The following is a 17,166-nucleotide window of genomic DNA, read 5'->3' as shown; positions in this document are numbered from 1 at the left end:
ATGAAAACCAGAGGTAAGTCAATCCTGCTGAGTTTTTGCTGCCTGCTGCTGGTCATCGCCGTAGCCGGGTGTCAGAATGCAAGTCCGTCTGCAATAAATAATCCAACGTCTGATGCTCAGGACAAGGTCATTTCGAGCGATGAGAAAAAGCTAGACGAGCAGGTCTTTCCAAAAGATAAGGTCGTGGATGTCAAAATCACCTTGGACCCGGACGATTTTCAGGATATGCTGGATAATGCCAGTGCTGAAGAATATAAAATGGCTTCCGTCGAGTACAACGGTATGAAATACGATAATGTAGCTGTACGGACCAAAGGAAATCTCAGTCTCAGAAGCGTAGTACAGATGACAGACTCTGACCGCTACAGCTTCAAAATTTCTTTTGATGAGTATGTTAATCAGAATTTATTCGGCATTACTAAGATCAACCTGAATAATAATTACAGCGATGCTTCTTATATGCGTGAATTTCTGACCTATGAGCTCGCTGAAAGTGTCGGTCTCCCGACGCCGAAATATTCCTTCGTCAATGTGTATGTAAATGATGAACTGAAGGGTTTCTATCTTGCAGTAGAACAGATCAGTGATGCTTATCTGGAACGCAATTTCGGCAACACTTATGGTGCACTTTATAAAGGTGTAATGACCGGTCAGGGCAGTGATTTGACTTGGCTGGGCGATGATCCATCCCTCTATACTGGACTAGAAATGAAATCCGATAAGTCCAACGATGATATTCTTGTCGACATGCTGAATGAGCTAAACAACGGCACCGATTATGAAAAATACATCGACGTAGAGGAATCGCTGAAGTATATCGCTCTAAATGCGGTCACGGGTAATATGGACAGTTATTTAGGTGGAAATAAGCAGAATTATTACTTATATGAAGACGATGGGGTCTTCTCGATTCTGCCGTGGGATTACAATATGGCTTTTGGCGGCATGGGAAGCGCAGATGTGTTAATTGACGAGCCTACCCAAGGTGCGTTGGCAGAACGACCACTGATTGCGAAACTGCTCGCTAATGATGAATACAAAACGAAATATCATGAGATTGTTAGTGAGATGATTACTGGCTATCTAGCGGACGATACGTTCCAGGCTCGGATGGATGAGCTGAACACGATGATTTCCAGCTATGTCAAAGCGGATCCATCCGCCTTCTACACTTTCGAACAGTATGAAAATGGGATAAAGGCTGTTGAGACCTTCATGTCGAACATGGCCACAAGTATCCAGCAGCAACTCGACGGTACCATTCCTTCCTCCGGTGACGGATCAGGAAGTGGTGGTGGCATGGGCGGCGGTGGCTTTGGTGGCGGCGCTAAAAATGGCGCAGCTCAAGGCGCTGCGGGTGCTGGGCAGGCCACAGGTGCGGTTGGCGCTACTGGTAATGCTGGCGCAAATGCAGCTGCACCAAATACCGAAGGGCAAGCGGCTACGGGTGGACAGACTGCCCAAGGCGGTGCAGGTGGTGAACCTGGTGCCATGGGCGGACCGGCTATCCCTAATGGCGGCGAGGGGCCTGGCAGTAACTCACAAGCAGCTGCGGGTGGGCAGACTACACAAACAGGGCAAACTGCTCAGGGTGGACAGGCCAACACTAACGGCCAAGCTGCTCAAGAGGGACAGGCCAACACTAATGGCCAAGCTGCTCAAGGTGGATTTGACGGCGGCGCGGGTGGTGAGCCTGGTGCTATGGGCGGACCCGCTTTCCCTGAAGGCGGCGGAAATGGTCCTGGTGGTGGCGGCATGGGCGGCGGTGGCTTTGGTGGCGGTATGCCTGGTGGTATGGGCGGTGGCGACTTTGGTGGTGCTGGTACTATGCAGCAAAAAGGCAGCACGAGTGAAGCCATCACAACTGGCGTCGCCATCCTTCTCCTAATACTAACCGCTGCTTTCGTAACCTTTTACAAACGCAAACGGCTGTAGATAAGTAAAAAGTATCCTCATCACCAATTAATTCATGCAAGAAGCCTCCGCCAATAAACGACGGAGGCTTCTTGCATGAACACTATATTCTTGTATCACAACTAGTTCCCGCTTACTCTTTTCGCCCGCGCAATATACTTATGGTTGCTATTAAAAAGGCTAGTAAAGAGATCCCTAATGCGATATAGACCATTGGGTTGACACTGGTGGAGTTGTTCTCGCTTTCCATGATGGCATTATGTTCTTCCATGCTCATGCCATTGTCACTGGAACCATGAGAATGTTCATCCCCACCGGAGGCTTGCACAATCGAAGTAATAGAATGCGGACTTTCTGTTCCTGCCTCACCAGACCACTGCACCAAGCTGCCATCGGTATAATGCTGATAAGCATCCCAAGCAATGTCGCCTGCAGTATCAGGATTCTTTGCTGTGAAATAGAAACGTTGGAATTGCCCTGCTTTAATTCCTTCTCCATTAGCTATCCAGCTAACTTTGTTCCCCTCAATGGTAACATCCCAGCCCGGTGTAGCCTCATATTGCTTGAACTCGGCACCCGCCGGGATTCGTAGATCGACTTGTACAGTCGCCACATCTTTTTCTGAAGGAACTTTAAGTGTGTAAGTCTCCCATGCTCCGGTACTGGATTGTGCTGGTGCTACGGTTACGTGCGCGCTAGCCACGGCTGCGAACAACAGAAGTGTTGCAGCGGCTGGTGCGAAGAGTGTCATTATTTTGCGAGATAATCTGTTCATAGTTAGAGTGCCTCTTTCTTTAAGTAATTTTATCATTTTTCACTTTCATCTCTATCCTCATATTTACCGCGGAAAATCACGTTTACGTGAAGCAAGCCCCTGCTCCAGAGCATAACGCGTTAGCTGCGTACGATTTTGGAGTTGAAGCTTCTGAAGGATGTTTTTCAGATGGTTTTTTACGGTATGCTCCGAAATCGACAGGCTTATGGCAATCTCTTTATTCGTCGATCCGGAAGACACACAGCTTAAAATCTCCTTCTCCCTTGCCGTCAATGACTCTCCTTCGTCCGTTACTGAAGGAACGGTAAATTCTTTCAAGATTTGAAAAGCCAGCTCCCGGCTTAGCGGTGCTTCTTCATTCACAATGGCTTGCAAATATTCAATCCAGGTGGAAGGTGCCAGATTCTTGAGTAAGTACCCTTGTGCGCCTTGCTTCAATGCTTCGAGGAGGTGGGAAATTTCGTCCGATACCGTAACGATAACGATTTTGACATAGGGATATTCCTGCTTGATCCGGCGAGTAGTCTCCAGCCCGTCCATCTCCGGCATCTGAATGTCGATAAGAATAAGATCAGGCATCCACTGGGCCGTGAACGCGATCGCCTCAGGACCACTCTCCACTACACCAATGACCTCAAAACTATCATCCATGGACAAAATCTCACACATCGCCTCACGCGCATGCGCATGATCATCCACAACCAAAACCCGGTACCGGCTCATAAACTTCCCCCTCCTTTCGTAATTTCCACATTTGTCCCCGTATTGCCGGAGCTCACCTGAAGCTTCCATCCCATTCCTTCGACACGTTCCTTCATGATCTGAAGGCCGTAACTTCCGTTCACCTCAAAGGGATCATGCTGAAATCCTTCGCCATTGTCGACAATCGCCACGCTCCAGTTTTTCTCAGTGCCTGCACCTGTGATAGAAACCTTCGCCGCTCTTGTATGCTTACGCACATTAATAATAGCCTCTCGGATACAAGATAGCAGCTCTGCTTTTTCCGAAGGAGAGAGGGCTTCATCCTGTAGACTCCAATCCAAGGAAACCTCAATCATAATCTCGTTAGCCATTTGAGCAAGCTGATCTTTAACCGACTGTTCCAATGAAAAAGAGTGCTGCTCAGACACTGGTACCTTCAGATTGGCGATCGCCTGTCGAACATAACGGTTCACCTCGTGGACGGTCTTTTTGATCTGATCCACATTTTCTTCGCTGACTTCCCCATTCCTGCGGCTTGCTTCCAAACGATCTATTTTGACAGATAAAAGAAATAAAGATTGCGCCATTCCATCATGCAGTTCCTTAGCTAGCCCTTCCCGGGCTTTCATTGCCTCTTTGAGCGCACGTTCCTGCTCCAGCTCCCGCTGATTCCGCTCCATCAGCGAAAACAAAGGGACGAGCAATACAAGAGTGAACAAAAATACGAGGACAGGTGTCAAATAATTCCCCAGATCCATCGAGATATAAGGCATTAGAAACTGATGGCGCACGACCTCCCAGATCCCTACCATTAGCGTTGGCAGTAACAGGATCATATACTTGATTCGGTTATACGTTGCTGTCCCCTCCCGTACATCTTATGATTAACAATATCACCGTCACAATTCTGCTACATGACTCGATCGGGCTATTTAAAGTTCTTATTGTTACAAATTTAAGTATTTTAAAAAAATAATGCTATCCTTCATAATATTATAAGCAATATATAGTGAAAATTTATACTTTCTTATATTGTAGCAAAAAAAAAGATACATCCTTCGATGTATCTGCATCCCAGTTATAGTGGTGATGTGTAGCGTCCGTATTGAATGTCCATTTCTTTAAAAACATTTCCCTCTTTTTTCAGGAAAAATGTGTTTACGCCTTCCGCTCCCCACCACTCCATACCGAGTAATGGACCTTCAGCAGTTTCCGCCGCAAAAAGAATAGAGAACATCTCAGGTATCACTTCCCCGCCATCATCCACTCTCCAGACGGAAAATTCATCGCCTTGAATGACAGCCGGATAATCCATAAAGGTAAGCCCGGCCTTATCTTCCAGCACGAGACTAAATAACATCTCCTGATCCTGCCTAATGAATTGAACGAGATACAGCTGCCGATCACCAGACAGGTCAGCAAGTTTCCAAATGTGCTCTACTTCACGATTTTTCGCAGAAACAATATTCTGCCGCACACTTTCTGCAACATTTAGCGAGGCTTGCTTAACCTCCGTAGGCTTAACAGAGATTAGCGCATTCGCATTAAACTCTGCCTGATCCGTCAGGTAATAGGTCTCATCAGGGGTCGCATTCCCCGCTTCAACCGTATAAAGATACCCTGGCAGATTCACAAAATTGTGAGCCATCTCCCGGCCATTACTGTTCTCCGTACCCTCCTGCCATTTATTCAATTTCACTTTTAGCACTTGTCCATGATCGCCGATTGCCTCATTCAATTGTTGCATTTGCGCATCCAGCCCTTTTTCCTGCCCGGTGACTAAGATGCTCTTGCCAGACTCATCTGCAAAACCAAAATTCGCCTTCAGCTTTCCAGCTTCCAGATAAGCTGCTGGCTGCTGCATACTTGCCGTTGGTGTTGGCTCTGCACTTGGAGAAGGGTTTGGATTGTTAGAGCCTGAGCAGCCCGCCAGCAGTAGAACAATAAGGAAACTCACACTGAGCTTATTCATTCCCATTCCTCCAGACGAAACTAAAATATTCCCATACTAAGATATCGTTCCCCTGTGTCAGGTGCAATGCAAAGCACGCGTTTGCCAGCCCCAAGACGACGCGCTTCCTGCAACGCCGCCCATACAGTGGCACCACCGGATGGACCCAGCAGAATTCCTTCTTTTGCAGCCAGCGTTCTTACCGTCTCCAAGGCAGCCTCATCCGCGACCTGAACGATGTCATCGTAGACCTGCGTATTCAAAATGGAGGGCACAAAGCCCGGACTCGTTCCTACCAGCTTATGTGGTCCTGGCTTTCCTCCAGATAATACGGGCGAGCCTTGCGGCTCAACCACAAGAACCCGGATATCAGGTAGATGCTCACGCAAAACCTCACCGGTTCCAGTTATCGTGCCCCCAGTTCCTGATGAAGCAACAAACACATCCAGCTTACCTTCCATTTGCTCCAGGATTTCCAGAGCGGTCGTTGTCCGGTGAATATCCGGGTTGGCTTTGTTCTCGAATTGCTGTGGAATAAAACTGTTCTCCACTTCTTTTCCCAGCTCAATCGCTTTTGCTATAGCTCCCGGCATCCGTTCTGCTGCGGGCGTCAGCACAACATCCGCACCATAAGCCTTTAGAATATTGATTCGTTCCTTGGTCATATTATCAGGCATGACAAGAATCGCTTTATACCCTTTTGCCGCGGCATTCATCGCTAAGCCTATCCCTGTATTTCCACTAGTCGGCTCAATAATCGTTCCGCCCGGCTTCAGCAAACCTGCTAGCTCGGCTTGCAGGATTAGATTATAAGCTGCCCGGTCTTTTACACTGCCACTTGGATTAAAAAGCTCCAGCTTCACGTATAGTTCTGCATCTTGGGGGCTAGTCAGCCGATTTAATCTTACAACCGGTGTATTCCCAATCAGCTCTGTTATATTGTTAACCACTAAGGATGTCATTTTAGAGCCTCCTTCATTTCTGTACCTTCCATTATTGTAACGTGAGCAGCACCTCCTGTCGATTCAGAACCTTACTTTCTGCAACCTGAAAACAACCGCCCCCCACGAAAGCGGGAGACGGCTGTTCAGTACTGGCAGCATTTATTTTTAAGGATTAACGTTAATCGTAAAAGTAGACGTATTATTTTTAATATTCGTTACCGTGTTGGTAATCTTCAGATTGTTAAAGGTGGCTGACCCTCTGGCAGGACCTTGCCCAGCCTCAGCCGCTTCATTTACCCAGATACCCACTCCGGATTTGCTGTCAAAAGCATCTCCACTCTTTTGCGCACCGGAAATTGTGACATTCGTGAAGAGGGTATCTGTCACTGGGAATTGCGGCGTGGAGCCGACATAGTTGGTCTGGAACATGATGCCATGATAGGTTGGATCAATGATATCCACATCACTGACACGAATGCCTTGGAATACCTTAGAGGCTGAGAATACCCAGATTGCCGGGAAGGTCTGTGCCCCCCAGAAATGTCCACCTGCACGAACAATGGAAATATTCTCAAAATTCGTTGTCGGTGAAGCGCCAAAGCCGTTCATTGGATACCCGAAGTCAAGTGAGCTGATCGTAATTCCAGAATAGCAAAGCGTGTCAGCAATATAAATGTTGCGGAAGGTATTGGCATATCCGCCATAGACGGCTACACCTGCTGCCCGCCAGGTCAAGATTGAAGTGAGATTCTCATAAATATTATCCTTCATATCTGCACCACCGGAATCAATAGCCGAAAACAATGCAAAGCTATCATCCCCTGTTGCCCGTGCCTCAATATTGGACACGAGATTATTCGTGCTGCCATTCGTCATATTGATGCCGTCAGCGAAGGTGTTGCGGATACGGGAGTTTTTGATCACCATGTAATCCGTATTAGCTCCCCAATACATACACACCTGATGTTCGGTCCAGATGTTATCGATCGTAATATTTGCCACATTGGAGAAATCAAATACTTTACCCGGGCCATCAATACGTGATGTGTAGTTCCCAAAGTAAGCAAAATTCGCAAAAGTAGAGCCGTTAGCGGTATCGCTTGCCCGGAAACCGATATCCGTATTCTCCTGATTCGTTGGAGCGTAAAATCTCGTATACCATGGGCCCGCACCAATGATCTTCACTGCTTTTCCATAGACCTGAAATTTACTGGAGGTCTGATAGTTACCGGCTGGTAAATACACACCTACGAGATTTCCGGTCGTATCCATGCGTACTTTATCTAGCGCATTTTGCACATCCTGATGTGTAAAGCCGGCTGGGACCGTATATTTGGCCGGATCTGGATTGGTAATCGGTGATACCTGCTCCAGACTGATGAAATCAATGGCATACTGCGAGGTATTTGCCACATCCTTTTGCAGTCGAATCGTACTACCTTTCGGAATCGTGCTGTCGAACATAATGTTAGCTTCATCATAAATATGCCGCGGAGAACCCGCGCTTGGTGAATTGCCGGGACTTATCTCTGAACCGTACAGCCATGCATATTTAGAGGTCAGATTAATCGCCTTGGTATAAACTCCGTTCACATAGATGTTCAGTGTAGCATTCGTACCGTCTCCACTCGCCGAATCTGGAATGGAGAAGCGGGTGACCAGTGTATTAGTGTCAGCCTTAGTAGTGAATTCTACATAACTGCCTGTAGTATTCAGTGTGACTGCTCTTCTGCCTGAAGCCTCACCCGCAAGATCTCCAATGGTCCGATTAGCAGTAAGCTTCACAGCCCCGCCACCAATCACACCCTCCTCAGCCTCATACATGTCGTAAGGCATATTGGCTCCACGACCTACAAAAAGAGACTGTGTTTGAATATTATTGGCCTGTTTAACTGGCAGCTCATTAGTGTCTACGGCAATTTCCGTCTTCACAGTATATTTGCCATTAGCTGCTGTCCAAGTGCCAAGACTAACAGGAGGCGCTGTTACTCCACTGCCAATCACGCCGTTATAGGTTCCAGTTAAGGTTTGGAGTACAGCATTCGTAGTAGCATCCAGAACCTTCAAGGTTATGTTATGCGCACCCCCTGCGGATGCTGCTGTCCCTTGATTCTTGATTGCCACCGAGAAGCTGACCACATTGCCGCCTGCTGGATTGCTTGGTGTCCAGCTAACAGGGGAAGCTACTAGATCAGAACTGGATACGGGAGCTATAATAAGAGAATTTGGGCTAGTGAAGCTGTTATTGCCTTCGTTCAATTCAATAACCGTATTATTCTCGTCAACCTTTGCAGTTAAAGTATAGGTAGCAGCATCCTTTGCGCCCATATTTAAAGTGACGTTCGTAGATGCGCCAGCCGCTAATGCCCCCACTGGGCTAGTGCCTACAAGTGTGCTGCCCAAGTAGAAATTCACATTAGTCGCTATGGAAGCTAACGTTCCAAGGTTTTTTACCGTTGCATTTAAAGTAATGGCATTGGTCTCTACTGGAGCTGAAGGTGACCATGTAAGACCGGTTATCGCCAAATCCGGATTAGCAGCTGGTGCACCCATCACTTGGAATTCAGCGATTTGTCCAGCGGTTGAACCAGTATTGGTGGTAATCTTCAACTGTACTTCACTAGCCGTGGCCGTTACCGGAATAGTGACCGTATTGCCAGTTGCCGGATTAAAAGTATACACGGTTGCTGGCACAAGACTAGTAAAGGCTGTTGTATTCTGAGTATGCCCAAGCACTTGAACAGTCTGAGTACGTGTGGACCAGGCCGATGATGGATTCAGTTTGAGGACAATGGATGTAATATCGGCATTACTACCCAGGTTTACAGATAATGTATTGGGATAACTTCCTCCTGCTCCTTCCCAGTAAGTAGTTACATCACCGTCATTCGCATTTGTAGGAACAAAGGTAAAGACGGAAGAGGAAGCGTTGATGCTTTTGTTCAAAGCCAGATTGGAACCCGCCCCAGGCGTTGATGTAACTGTTGGTGTCGGGGTCGGTGTTACCGTTGGCGTTGGTGTAGGTGATACTGTCGGTGTTGGCGTAGGTGTTACTGTCGGTGTTACCGTTGGAGTTGGGGTAGGTGTTGCTGTTGGTGTCGGAGTTGCCGTCGGCGTTGGCGTAGGTGTTGTCGCAGAAGCTGGAGTGACGTTCAAATTATCTAGATTCACATTTCCAGTGTCTCCTGCATCGTACTTATAAGTAATCGTGTTAGCCCCAGCATTCAGAGCCAGCGTCTCAATCTTTGTTGACCAAGTATTCCAATTGGCCAGATTCGCAAGTGAGGTTTGTTTAATTTTAGTTCCATTCACATAAACACTAATGGTTTTTGTACTGCCTGATGCATTTGAAAATCTTAATGTAGCATCATAGTTACCAGCAGAAGCCACATTAACGCTAAATGTAGTCGCAGCACCTTGATTTAGGTAACCATCAATAAATCCTGTACCTGTATAACCTGTATGATCCGTGTTAACCTTGGCACCACCGGATAATGCGGCATTCTCCGCTTCATATCCTGAGGATGGAGTTGTAGTTGTATTACCATGAACCTCAAATTCCGCTAACTGTGCTGCTGGCCAGACTGTATTGGATGTGAAATTCAGTTTAACATATCTGACATTCGCAGCTGTAAAGCTGATGGTCACTGTATTGGAATCACTCGTTGGATTAAATGTATAATTGGCGGAATCTACTAAGTTATTGTAAGCTGCATCATCTGTACTCCCTTGCACCGCTAACGTTTGAGTTCTTGTTTCCCAATTCGTAGGCAGCTTTAGCACAACCTGATTCACGCTGCTTGCTGCCCCTAAATCCACTTTAACCCATTGCGGAAAAACACCGCTTGCGCTCTCCCAATACGTTCCTTGGCTGCCGTCATTAGCATTGGCTGCTACGTATACATCACCGAAGGAGCTTGAAGTAATAGTCTTCCCTTGGGCTAAATTCCCCGCGGCTAAACTCACCGAGGGATATAATCCTAACTGACCTACAAATAATATAACAATCAAACAATAAAGTACTGCCGTCTTCCCGGTAAATCTTTTAGAAGCTGCTATCATTGAATAACCACCTTCCAAAATTTTGTGGAGCTACACAGCAGAAAGGATGCGCTTTCAAAACAGTAGTTTTATAGACATTCGCCTCCTACATTTGAAATGATGGATTACGGATACAAGCTAACTAATAACGCTAATAATATAAGTTATAGGTAGATGGCCGTCGATGGCGATTTCTATGCTTTGTATGTGGGATATTACGTTCAACAAAAAAAGCCCCGGAGAGGCCAAGGGGACTATATTGCCCCTTAACTCTCCGACGCTTCATGTTATACATTAAATCTAGCTACCAACCCTTGCAGTCCATGCGCCATTGTACTTAATTCACTTGCAGAGGATGCAATTTGTTCGACCGAAGCCATTTGCTCTTGTGAGGCTGCTGACACATGCTGAGTACTCGCAGCGGTTGTTTCCGAGATTTGCGTAACGTTACGAATTGACTCTACAATCTCATCCGCAGCCGCCGTAATCTCCTCCACGGCTCCAGATACTTCCTGAACCTGTTCAGCAAGTGAATCTATAGATAATCGAATCTCACCGAAGGAACGTCCCGCTTCCTCGATAATCTCCGTACCTCCCTTTACTTCACGCATGCTGCTCATCATCACCTTCATGGCATCATCTGCTTCACTTTGGATCCCAGTCGCCATTTCTGCAATTTGATTGGCGGATTCCGCGGACTGCTCTGCCAGCTTACGGACCTGATCGGCAACCACAGCAAAACCTCTACCTTGCTCACCAGCACGAGCTGCCTCAATCGTCGCATTTAGGGCCAGCATATTCGTCTGCGAAGCGATTCCTTTTATGACTCCTACAATACTGCCAATCTCCTGAGATCGATTCACAAAACCTTGGACCTGCTGTGATAAAGATTGTATGGAGTGATTAATCGATTCCATTTGCTGCCCAGCGGCCTGAAGGGATTCATCTCCTGTAATGGCAAATGCCGCAGAGCGATGGGAGGCTTCCGAGATGTCCTGGACACTGGCAGCAATTTGACCGATTCCTAGTGATATTTCTGAGATTGTAATTGTATTGGTCTGCAAATCATTCATCTGTCTGGCTGTTCCAGAAGCGACTTCACCCATAATATCCGATATTCGTTCTGTGGCGCCTGCCGTCACTCCACTATCTGACCTAAGCTTTGTAGAGGAACTCGCGAGACTATTTGCTGATAACTTCACCTGTTCAATCATCGTGCCCAGATTATCTGTCATTTTATTAAAGTTAAACGCCAGTTCACCAATCTCATCTTTAGAACGAACACTTAACTTGCGCGTAAGATCGGCATCCCCATCTGCAATTTCCTTCAACTGAGTGTTCACATCACGAAGCGGTTTAATAATCCGTCCAGAAATTAGCAGCGCAAGGACCACCGCGAGCACTACCGACAATCCGGTCACACCAAAGCTAGTAATCAAAGCGTTATTACGATGCGAATTTGCCAGGCTTTGTCCATTCTCTATTTCCTCCATGAGCATGTTCTGAAACACAATCTGAGATTCAATCATAGCGTCTAATGACAGGTCCGTGAATTTCTTCTGTGCTTCCGGGAAATTTCCTTCCTTAGCTAAGGCAAAAGCTTCCTTCAGAACGATCAAATAATCATTCCATTTGCTCTTCAGCTCAGTTACACCCTTTAACTCAGCTTCACTTAACCGGGCATTCTCCAGCTCTGTAATAGCATTTTCAATCAATGGGAGCATTTCTTCATACTGCGCCAGATATGAATTCCGCTCATCATCTGTGTTGCTCATCACATAACGAGCACCCAGCTCATCTGCGGTACGAATCTTATCCGTTAAGCCTTGAACAAGTGACAGCTTGTCCCAGTTACGATTAACCTGATCTGTCAATTGGGTAACCTTCCCCTGAAACAATGTGTTTCCGGCTATCGCCACTAGAAAGACTATAATCACAGCAGTAAATCCTAAGACTATTTTCCCACGGATACTTTTCACCATCGGTTTTCCTCATCTCTATATGTATGTAGATCTATTTGGTACTTTTATCCTACTAGCTCTCCCTTAAGCCTCTCTGAATTTGAACTGAATGTTTGCTTAAAAAAACAAAAAGACCCCTATTTCCGGCCGAGGCAGGAACTAATAGTCTCTTGAGATCTTTTTATTCGTATAAATTTCCGTTAGCCAGCTCTGCCAGCTTCGATTCATCCAGTACACTTAAGCGTCCACGATTTCGTGTAATGATTCCTTCATCAATAAAACGCCGTACGATTCGATTAAGATGCCGATAGCTTGTGCCAAGCAATTCTGCTGTCTCAATAAGACTTGAGGTCCGAATCTCCTCCACCCGCCGGTCACCATTTTTATCTGCGAACAAAGACATTAAATAACTGGCAAATCGATTCTCCACAGGATACAACAGGTTAAGTGCGGAGGCTTGACCGAGCGTATGCAATTTGTGACTAAGTTCTCCGACGAGAAAACGTAACAACGCTGTATTTTCCTCAAGCTCTCTCAGGAGTAGTCTTCTCCCTGCAAAAAGAATCAAGCTCTCACCCACAGACTCCACTTGGTTCTTAACAGGGAACCGGTGAAGGAGCTCTACATCCCCAATCACAGATATCGGATTTGTAAACCGCACCAGCATAGATTTGCCATTTGGCAGCAAGGTCTGAATTTTGAGCTTGCCCTCAACCAATATGAACATCCCATCCAATTGATCGCCAACCAGACACAGCTTTTCTTCATCCGCGTAACGTCTCAACTCCATTTTATGCGTTACCAGCGGGCTAAATATTCCGTCCAGACCGTTCTTCACTGCCAAGGCACGGACAGCCTCACGGTCATTTATCGTCTGCATGTAGTGCCCCCTCTATTGTTTGCTCCAGTGTAATTTAGAATACCCCACAAAAAAAGGACATATGTCCTTTTTAATAAGGTTTTCCTATGACACTTTACATTACAACAGAATCCACACAATAACGAATCATATCTACCTTCTGATCCTGCAGCCAAAATTCAATACTCCGATGGTTGATTTTATCCACGTATCCGATAATCTCAGCCCCTTGCTCCCCTCTTTTATAATAAGAAGTGCCATAAGCCTTGATCACTTCGTCTGCTGAAGCTCCAATATGAATATCTCTTGCCGTACTCATCGTATGATCGGAATAGACGCTGATTAGAATGATCTTATCATCACCACGTGCTGTGGCTATTGTTGTCTCGTGACCCAGATCATAATACTGATACCGCTCTATATCATTATTTGGCTTAGGTTCCCTAGCGATTGAATCAAGGCTTTGAAGCAGCTGAATGCCGCCCAGACTTTCCTGTTCAAGATGGGTGCTGGAAACACGCGAGTAATGATTTTGTTTGGGCGCATTGTATAAGTAGATATGATAGATCCCGTAACTTAAACCTACCGTAATAAAAATAATGATAAATGACCAGCCTCTTTTAAATGGCTTCTTCCTCACTGACCTCACACCTTCTTCTTACCTTTACTGTGCAAAATATTCAGCCAGCTCACGCTGCGCCAGATATTGCGGGAAATTAAACGACTGCCATGCCTGCTCACGCTTATTGAGTTCTCTCCATTCATTCTTTAAAAAATCATCCAGCATCCCATCTTCCTGTTCACTAAACTTTATCAGAGAAGGGATGACCTCCGGAGATAAACGGACCAAATAATTGGCGTCCAATTTACCACTTGCCGCATAGCGATCCATATTTTTATTAGCGATAATAACATCCATCCCGATATAGTTCATGACGACGTAGGAGATCAAGCCCAGCACAATATAACATTTCGCCAATGGCACACGCTGAACAGCTATCCGTAAGGCTGCAACCACCAACAATAAGCCCATAAATATCATAAATGCATGCACTAAAAACCGAGTCGTGGTATAGCCGTACACCTCTTCATATAGAGTCAGACGGGTATAGGCGGAATATAACATAACTGTCGAGCAACCAACCAGAATGTAGAGCAGGACATTAATGAATTTTTGCAGCCCCCCACTTCTTTTTCCTTCCGATACCAAAGCCAGCAGCAAAATCACGAAATTAATCGCAGCCACCATAATCAGCTCAAAAAATCCACTACGTGCGTAATCAGCATATGAGCTGCCCTCTGGTAAAATCCCTTCCCATGCTCCAAACAAGTAAGAAAACTGTACGAAAACAAACAATACATATACCGTGTTAATGGCTATAAGAATCGTCGTCATAATTATCGGATCCATTTTAAAGCTTACAGGCGCCAGCACTGGACCATATTCCTTAGGCTGCATATTCCAGTCATAGATTTTCGAATCCACATACCCCCACACTAAGCCGAACAAGCCCATGCCCAGCAGGATAATCCACAGCACCCGCACAAAACCTTCCCCAAATGAAATCCGATCCAGCACATTCGGCAGCGCCAGCAGTACATGATGAAACACTCCGTCCGCTGAGGACAGCAGAGTCACCACAACCAGCAATATTGGAAAAGAGATCGCAAGTCCTATCAGCACTTTCCCCATGACCTGCTTACGCTCGTCCTTCATTTTACTGCCGCCAGACCTTTTAATGATCGTAAACACAGTGCTCCAATGGCGGAAATTCTGTGGAAGCACATGCTCCAGCGTGTTCCCCACTAATCCAAGCCGGCTCCAAGCCGGCCGTTTATCACTAAGCAAATAAGTCATATGTAATAAAATCAACACCGGGATCACCAGCAGGTTCAGCCCAAAGAAGAAAAAATTATGAAAGAATAAATAGGTTAATGAAAGTAGAAAAATCGCTCCAAACCAGAAGTAACTGAATTTGTTAAGCTTGCGGATTTTAGCCTTGGCATAATAAAGCATGAACGCATAGAACAGACATACAAAGATTGGATACGATAGGCCCGCCAGCTTTCCATAAAATAAATACTGATGAACTATTGCCAGTAAGAACGCGGCAAGCAAAGCAGCAAGCGATCGATTAAGCCTAAGTCCCGTTTCCGTTTCCATTTCCTCGGTCATGGTAATTACCCCCATTTTCTTACTTTCTCATCCTTATTTTACGTGATAAAATAAGAAAAAAAAGAGAAATAATTTATTTATAATTTCCTATTTTCCGAAAGGAACCAAAACAATGAAGCTGCATAGCCAATTTTTAAAGCTGCAATCTCATTTTGGGGGAGCCACAGAAATCTCAGTGACGATGGATGAGTTGGCATTGATTTTCGGCTGTACACACCGCAATGCCATGCATATTGTGAATAAAATGATGTTGCAGGAATGGATCAAATGGACGCCTAAGCGTGGACGGGGAAGCCGCTCTTTGCTGCAATTTCTTGTTCCCTCCGAAGAAATAGCCCTTCAATCCATGATGCAGGCGATTAGCCGCAAAGATGTCCACAACGCTATAGAAGGCATCAAAACCCATGCCAGCTCCACCTCACTGCAGGATACACTGCAGGGTTGGCTGCTGACCTATTTTGGGCATCATTCTGAAATTCGTAGTGACAAACAAATTGATACTCTCCGGCTGCCTATTACCCAGCAGCTCCATACCTTCGATCCGCTCTATATGAATCTGCTGGCAGAGTCATTTGTTTCCAGCCATGTTTTCGACGGGTTAGTGAAACGAAGTGGTGAACGGGACAAAATTGTTCCCTGTCTGGCTCACGCCTGGGAAGTCGATGAGAGCCGGACGCTCTGGACTTTTTTTCTACGCAAAGAGGTGTTATTCCATCATGGAAAAGTGCTGACAGCCAAGGATGTAGTCTATTCCCTGGGACGGTTGATGCAAACCTCTAAACGGACACTCTATAGCTATATTTTCAAAGAAATCCAGCGGGTCACCGCATTAAATCCATCTACCGTTCAAATTACGCTTAAGCAGCCTAATGAACTATTTCTGCCATTTTTGTGTACGAGCAGAGCCGCAATTGTACCGCGTGATTTAGAAGGAATGGATGAGCAGAGCTTTGGCCGTAGACCCGTGGGGACTGGTCCCTTTAAGGTTGTGGATATGACCGAGGACACTTGTGTGCTGGAGGTTTTTCCTTATTATTTTCAAGGACGGGCTCATTTAGATCGGGTTGAAATCCTTTATGTCCCGTGGGATACCGAAACGTCATCCTCTGATACGGGTTCTGCTTTTCACGTGATTCAGAATCCCTCATCCGCCAGTTCTTCGACCTGGAGCCGAATTCATTCGGAGTCTTCCATTCGGAAATTCGTCACCTGCAATACGCAAAAAAAGGGACCGCTAAGCGATCCCCTGCTTCGGGCAAAAATAGTCTCCTGTTTAAAAGACGATTCAGCGTCCATCGAGCAAGAAGCGATAATAGATCAAGAAATCACGTTGCAAATCTCTACGATTCCACAATATGCTGGCGATGCTGATTTTATTGCCACTAGACTAGAGCAACAAGGTTATAAATGCAATGTCATTTCCGTGTCTCCAGAGGAATTTAAAGGTCCGATTCGGCTGGAATCAGACCTGATTGTTTTCTCATTATTCCGTGACGAGGATGAACAACTTCGTTTGTTTGATCTATACCTCACACTCTCTAAGCATATTGAACCGCATACTAGAGCGGATATTGAAGGCTGGTTATATACCATCGCGCGCGAACCTAATCCGGTGGCCCGAGCGGAAAGTTTCAGTATCATCGAGAACCGTCTGATTGAAGAGCACCACCTACATATTTTGTATGAAAAACCTACTCAGACTGCTTATCTCCCTTCTGTCCGTGGAGTTAGCTTCAATAGCCAGGGTTGGGTTGATCTTCGTCATGTCTGGTTTCCGCCACTGCTCTCTAGCAGCACGAATTGATCTGCTTGAAGTAAAAAATGCGGAAATCCAGAGCTTGCC

At 46.0% G+C, this 17,166-nt stretch carries 12 protein-coding genes; 2 read left to right on the top strand and 10 right to left on the bottom strand.

All coding sequences use genetic code 11. The features are described 5' to 3' along the window. Nucleotides 1–1,935 (top strand): CotH kinase family protein, encoded by a 1,935-nt coding sequence (locus tag NST40_RS11585; RefSeq protein WP_076280874.1) that lies wholly within the window; start codon nucleotides 1–3, stop codon nucleotides 1,933–1,935. 112 nt (nucleotides 1,936–2,047) lie between these two features. Here NST40_RS11585 and NST40_RS11580 read toward each other — a convergent pair whose 3' ends face one another. From NST40_RS11580 to NST40_RS11535, 10 genes are all read right to left on the bottom strand, one after another. Then, on the bottom strand, nucleotides 2,048–2,689 hold the full coding sequence (locus NST40_RS11580; protein ID WP_342410696.1) for a DUF1775 domain-containing protein: 642 nt from the start codon (nucleotides 2,687–2,689) through the stop codon (nucleotides 2,048–2,050). A gap of 63 nt (nucleotides 2,690–2,752) precedes the next feature. Further along, on the bottom strand, nucleotides 2,753–3,412 hold the full coding sequence (locus NST40_RS11575) for a response regulator transcription factor (protein WP_038570057.1): 660 nt from the start codon (nucleotides 3,410–3,412) through the stop codon (nucleotides 2,753–2,755). After that, on the bottom strand, nucleotides 3,409–4,182 hold the full coding sequence (locus tag NST40_RS11570; RefSeq protein WP_254857126.1) for a histidine kinase: 774 nt from the start codon (nucleotides 4,180–4,182) through the stop codon (nucleotides 3,409–3,411). The genes NST40_RS11575 and NST40_RS11570 overlap by 4 nt, the downstream gene beginning before the upstream one ends. 287 nt (nucleotides 4,183–4,469) lie before the next feature. Further along, nucleotides 4,470–5,363, bottom strand: coding sequence for a hypothetical protein (locus NST40_RS11565; RefSeq protein WP_076278103.1), 894 nt, complete (start codon nucleotides 5,361–5,363; stop codon nucleotides 4,470–4,472). A 20-nt stretch (nucleotides 5,364–5,383) separates the two neighbouring features. Continuing rightward, a complete protein-coding gene (gene cysK / locus NST40_RS11560; protein ID WP_076278102.1) occupies nucleotides 5,384–6,304 on the bottom strand; it encodes a cysteine synthase A in 921 nt (306 codons plus the stop codon). 147 nt (nucleotides 6,305–6,451) lie between these two features. Then, the gene (locus NST40_RS11555; protein WP_342410694.1) at nucleotides 6,452–10,348 is read right to left on the bottom strand and encodes a discoidin domain-containing protein; all 3,897 of its coding nucleotides are present in this window, start codon (nucleotides 10,346–10,348) and stop codon (nucleotides 6,452–6,454) included. 266 nt (nucleotides 10,349–10,614) lie between these two features. Further along, nucleotides 10,615–12,309, bottom strand: coding sequence for a methyl-accepting chemotaxis protein (locus NST40_RS11550; protein WP_342410693.1), 1,695 nt, complete (start codon nucleotides 12,307–12,309; stop codon nucleotides 10,615–10,617). 160 nt (nucleotides 12,310–12,469) lie between these two features. Then, nucleotides 12,470–13,168: a cyclic nucleotide-binding domain-containing protein gene (locus NST40_RS11545; RefSeq protein WP_036683474.1), complete on the bottom strand. Its 699-nt coding sequence runs from the start codon at nucleotides 13,166–13,168 to the stop codon at nucleotides 12,470–12,472. 94 nt (nucleotides 13,169–13,262) lie between these two features. After that, complete coding sequence (locus NST40_RS11540; RefSeq protein WP_076130648.1) at nucleotides 13,263–13,787, bottom strand: hypothetical protein; 525 nt, start codon at nucleotides 13,785–13,787, stop codon at nucleotides 13,263–13,265. A gap of 24 nt (nucleotides 13,788–13,811) precedes the next feature. Beyond that, nucleotides 13,812–15,323, bottom strand: coding sequence for a DUF4173 domain-containing protein (locus NST40_RS11535; RefSeq protein WP_076278099.1), 1,512 nt, complete (start codon nucleotides 15,321–15,323; stop codon nucleotides 13,812–13,814). 112 nt (nucleotides 15,324–15,435) lie between these two features. On the opposite strand from NST40_RS11535, the gene NST40_RS11530 reads away from it, so the two are divergent. Further along, on the top strand, nucleotides 15,436–17,127 hold the full coding sequence (locus NST40_RS11530; protein WP_341002154.1) for an ABC transporter substrate-binding protein: 1,692 nt from the start codon (nucleotides 15,436–15,438) through the stop codon (nucleotides 17,125–17,127). The last annotated feature ends 39 nt before the right edge of the window (nucleotides 17,128–17,166 follow it).

The sequence above is a fragment of the Paenibacillus sp. FSL R10-2778 genome, assembly GCF_038593035.1.
GTDB classification, from domain to species: Bacteria; Bacillota; Bacilli; order Paenibacillales; family Paenibacillaceae; genus Paenibacillus_AQ; species Paenibacillus_AQ odorifer.
This window is presented reverse-complemented; position numbering and strand designations above follow the sequence as displayed.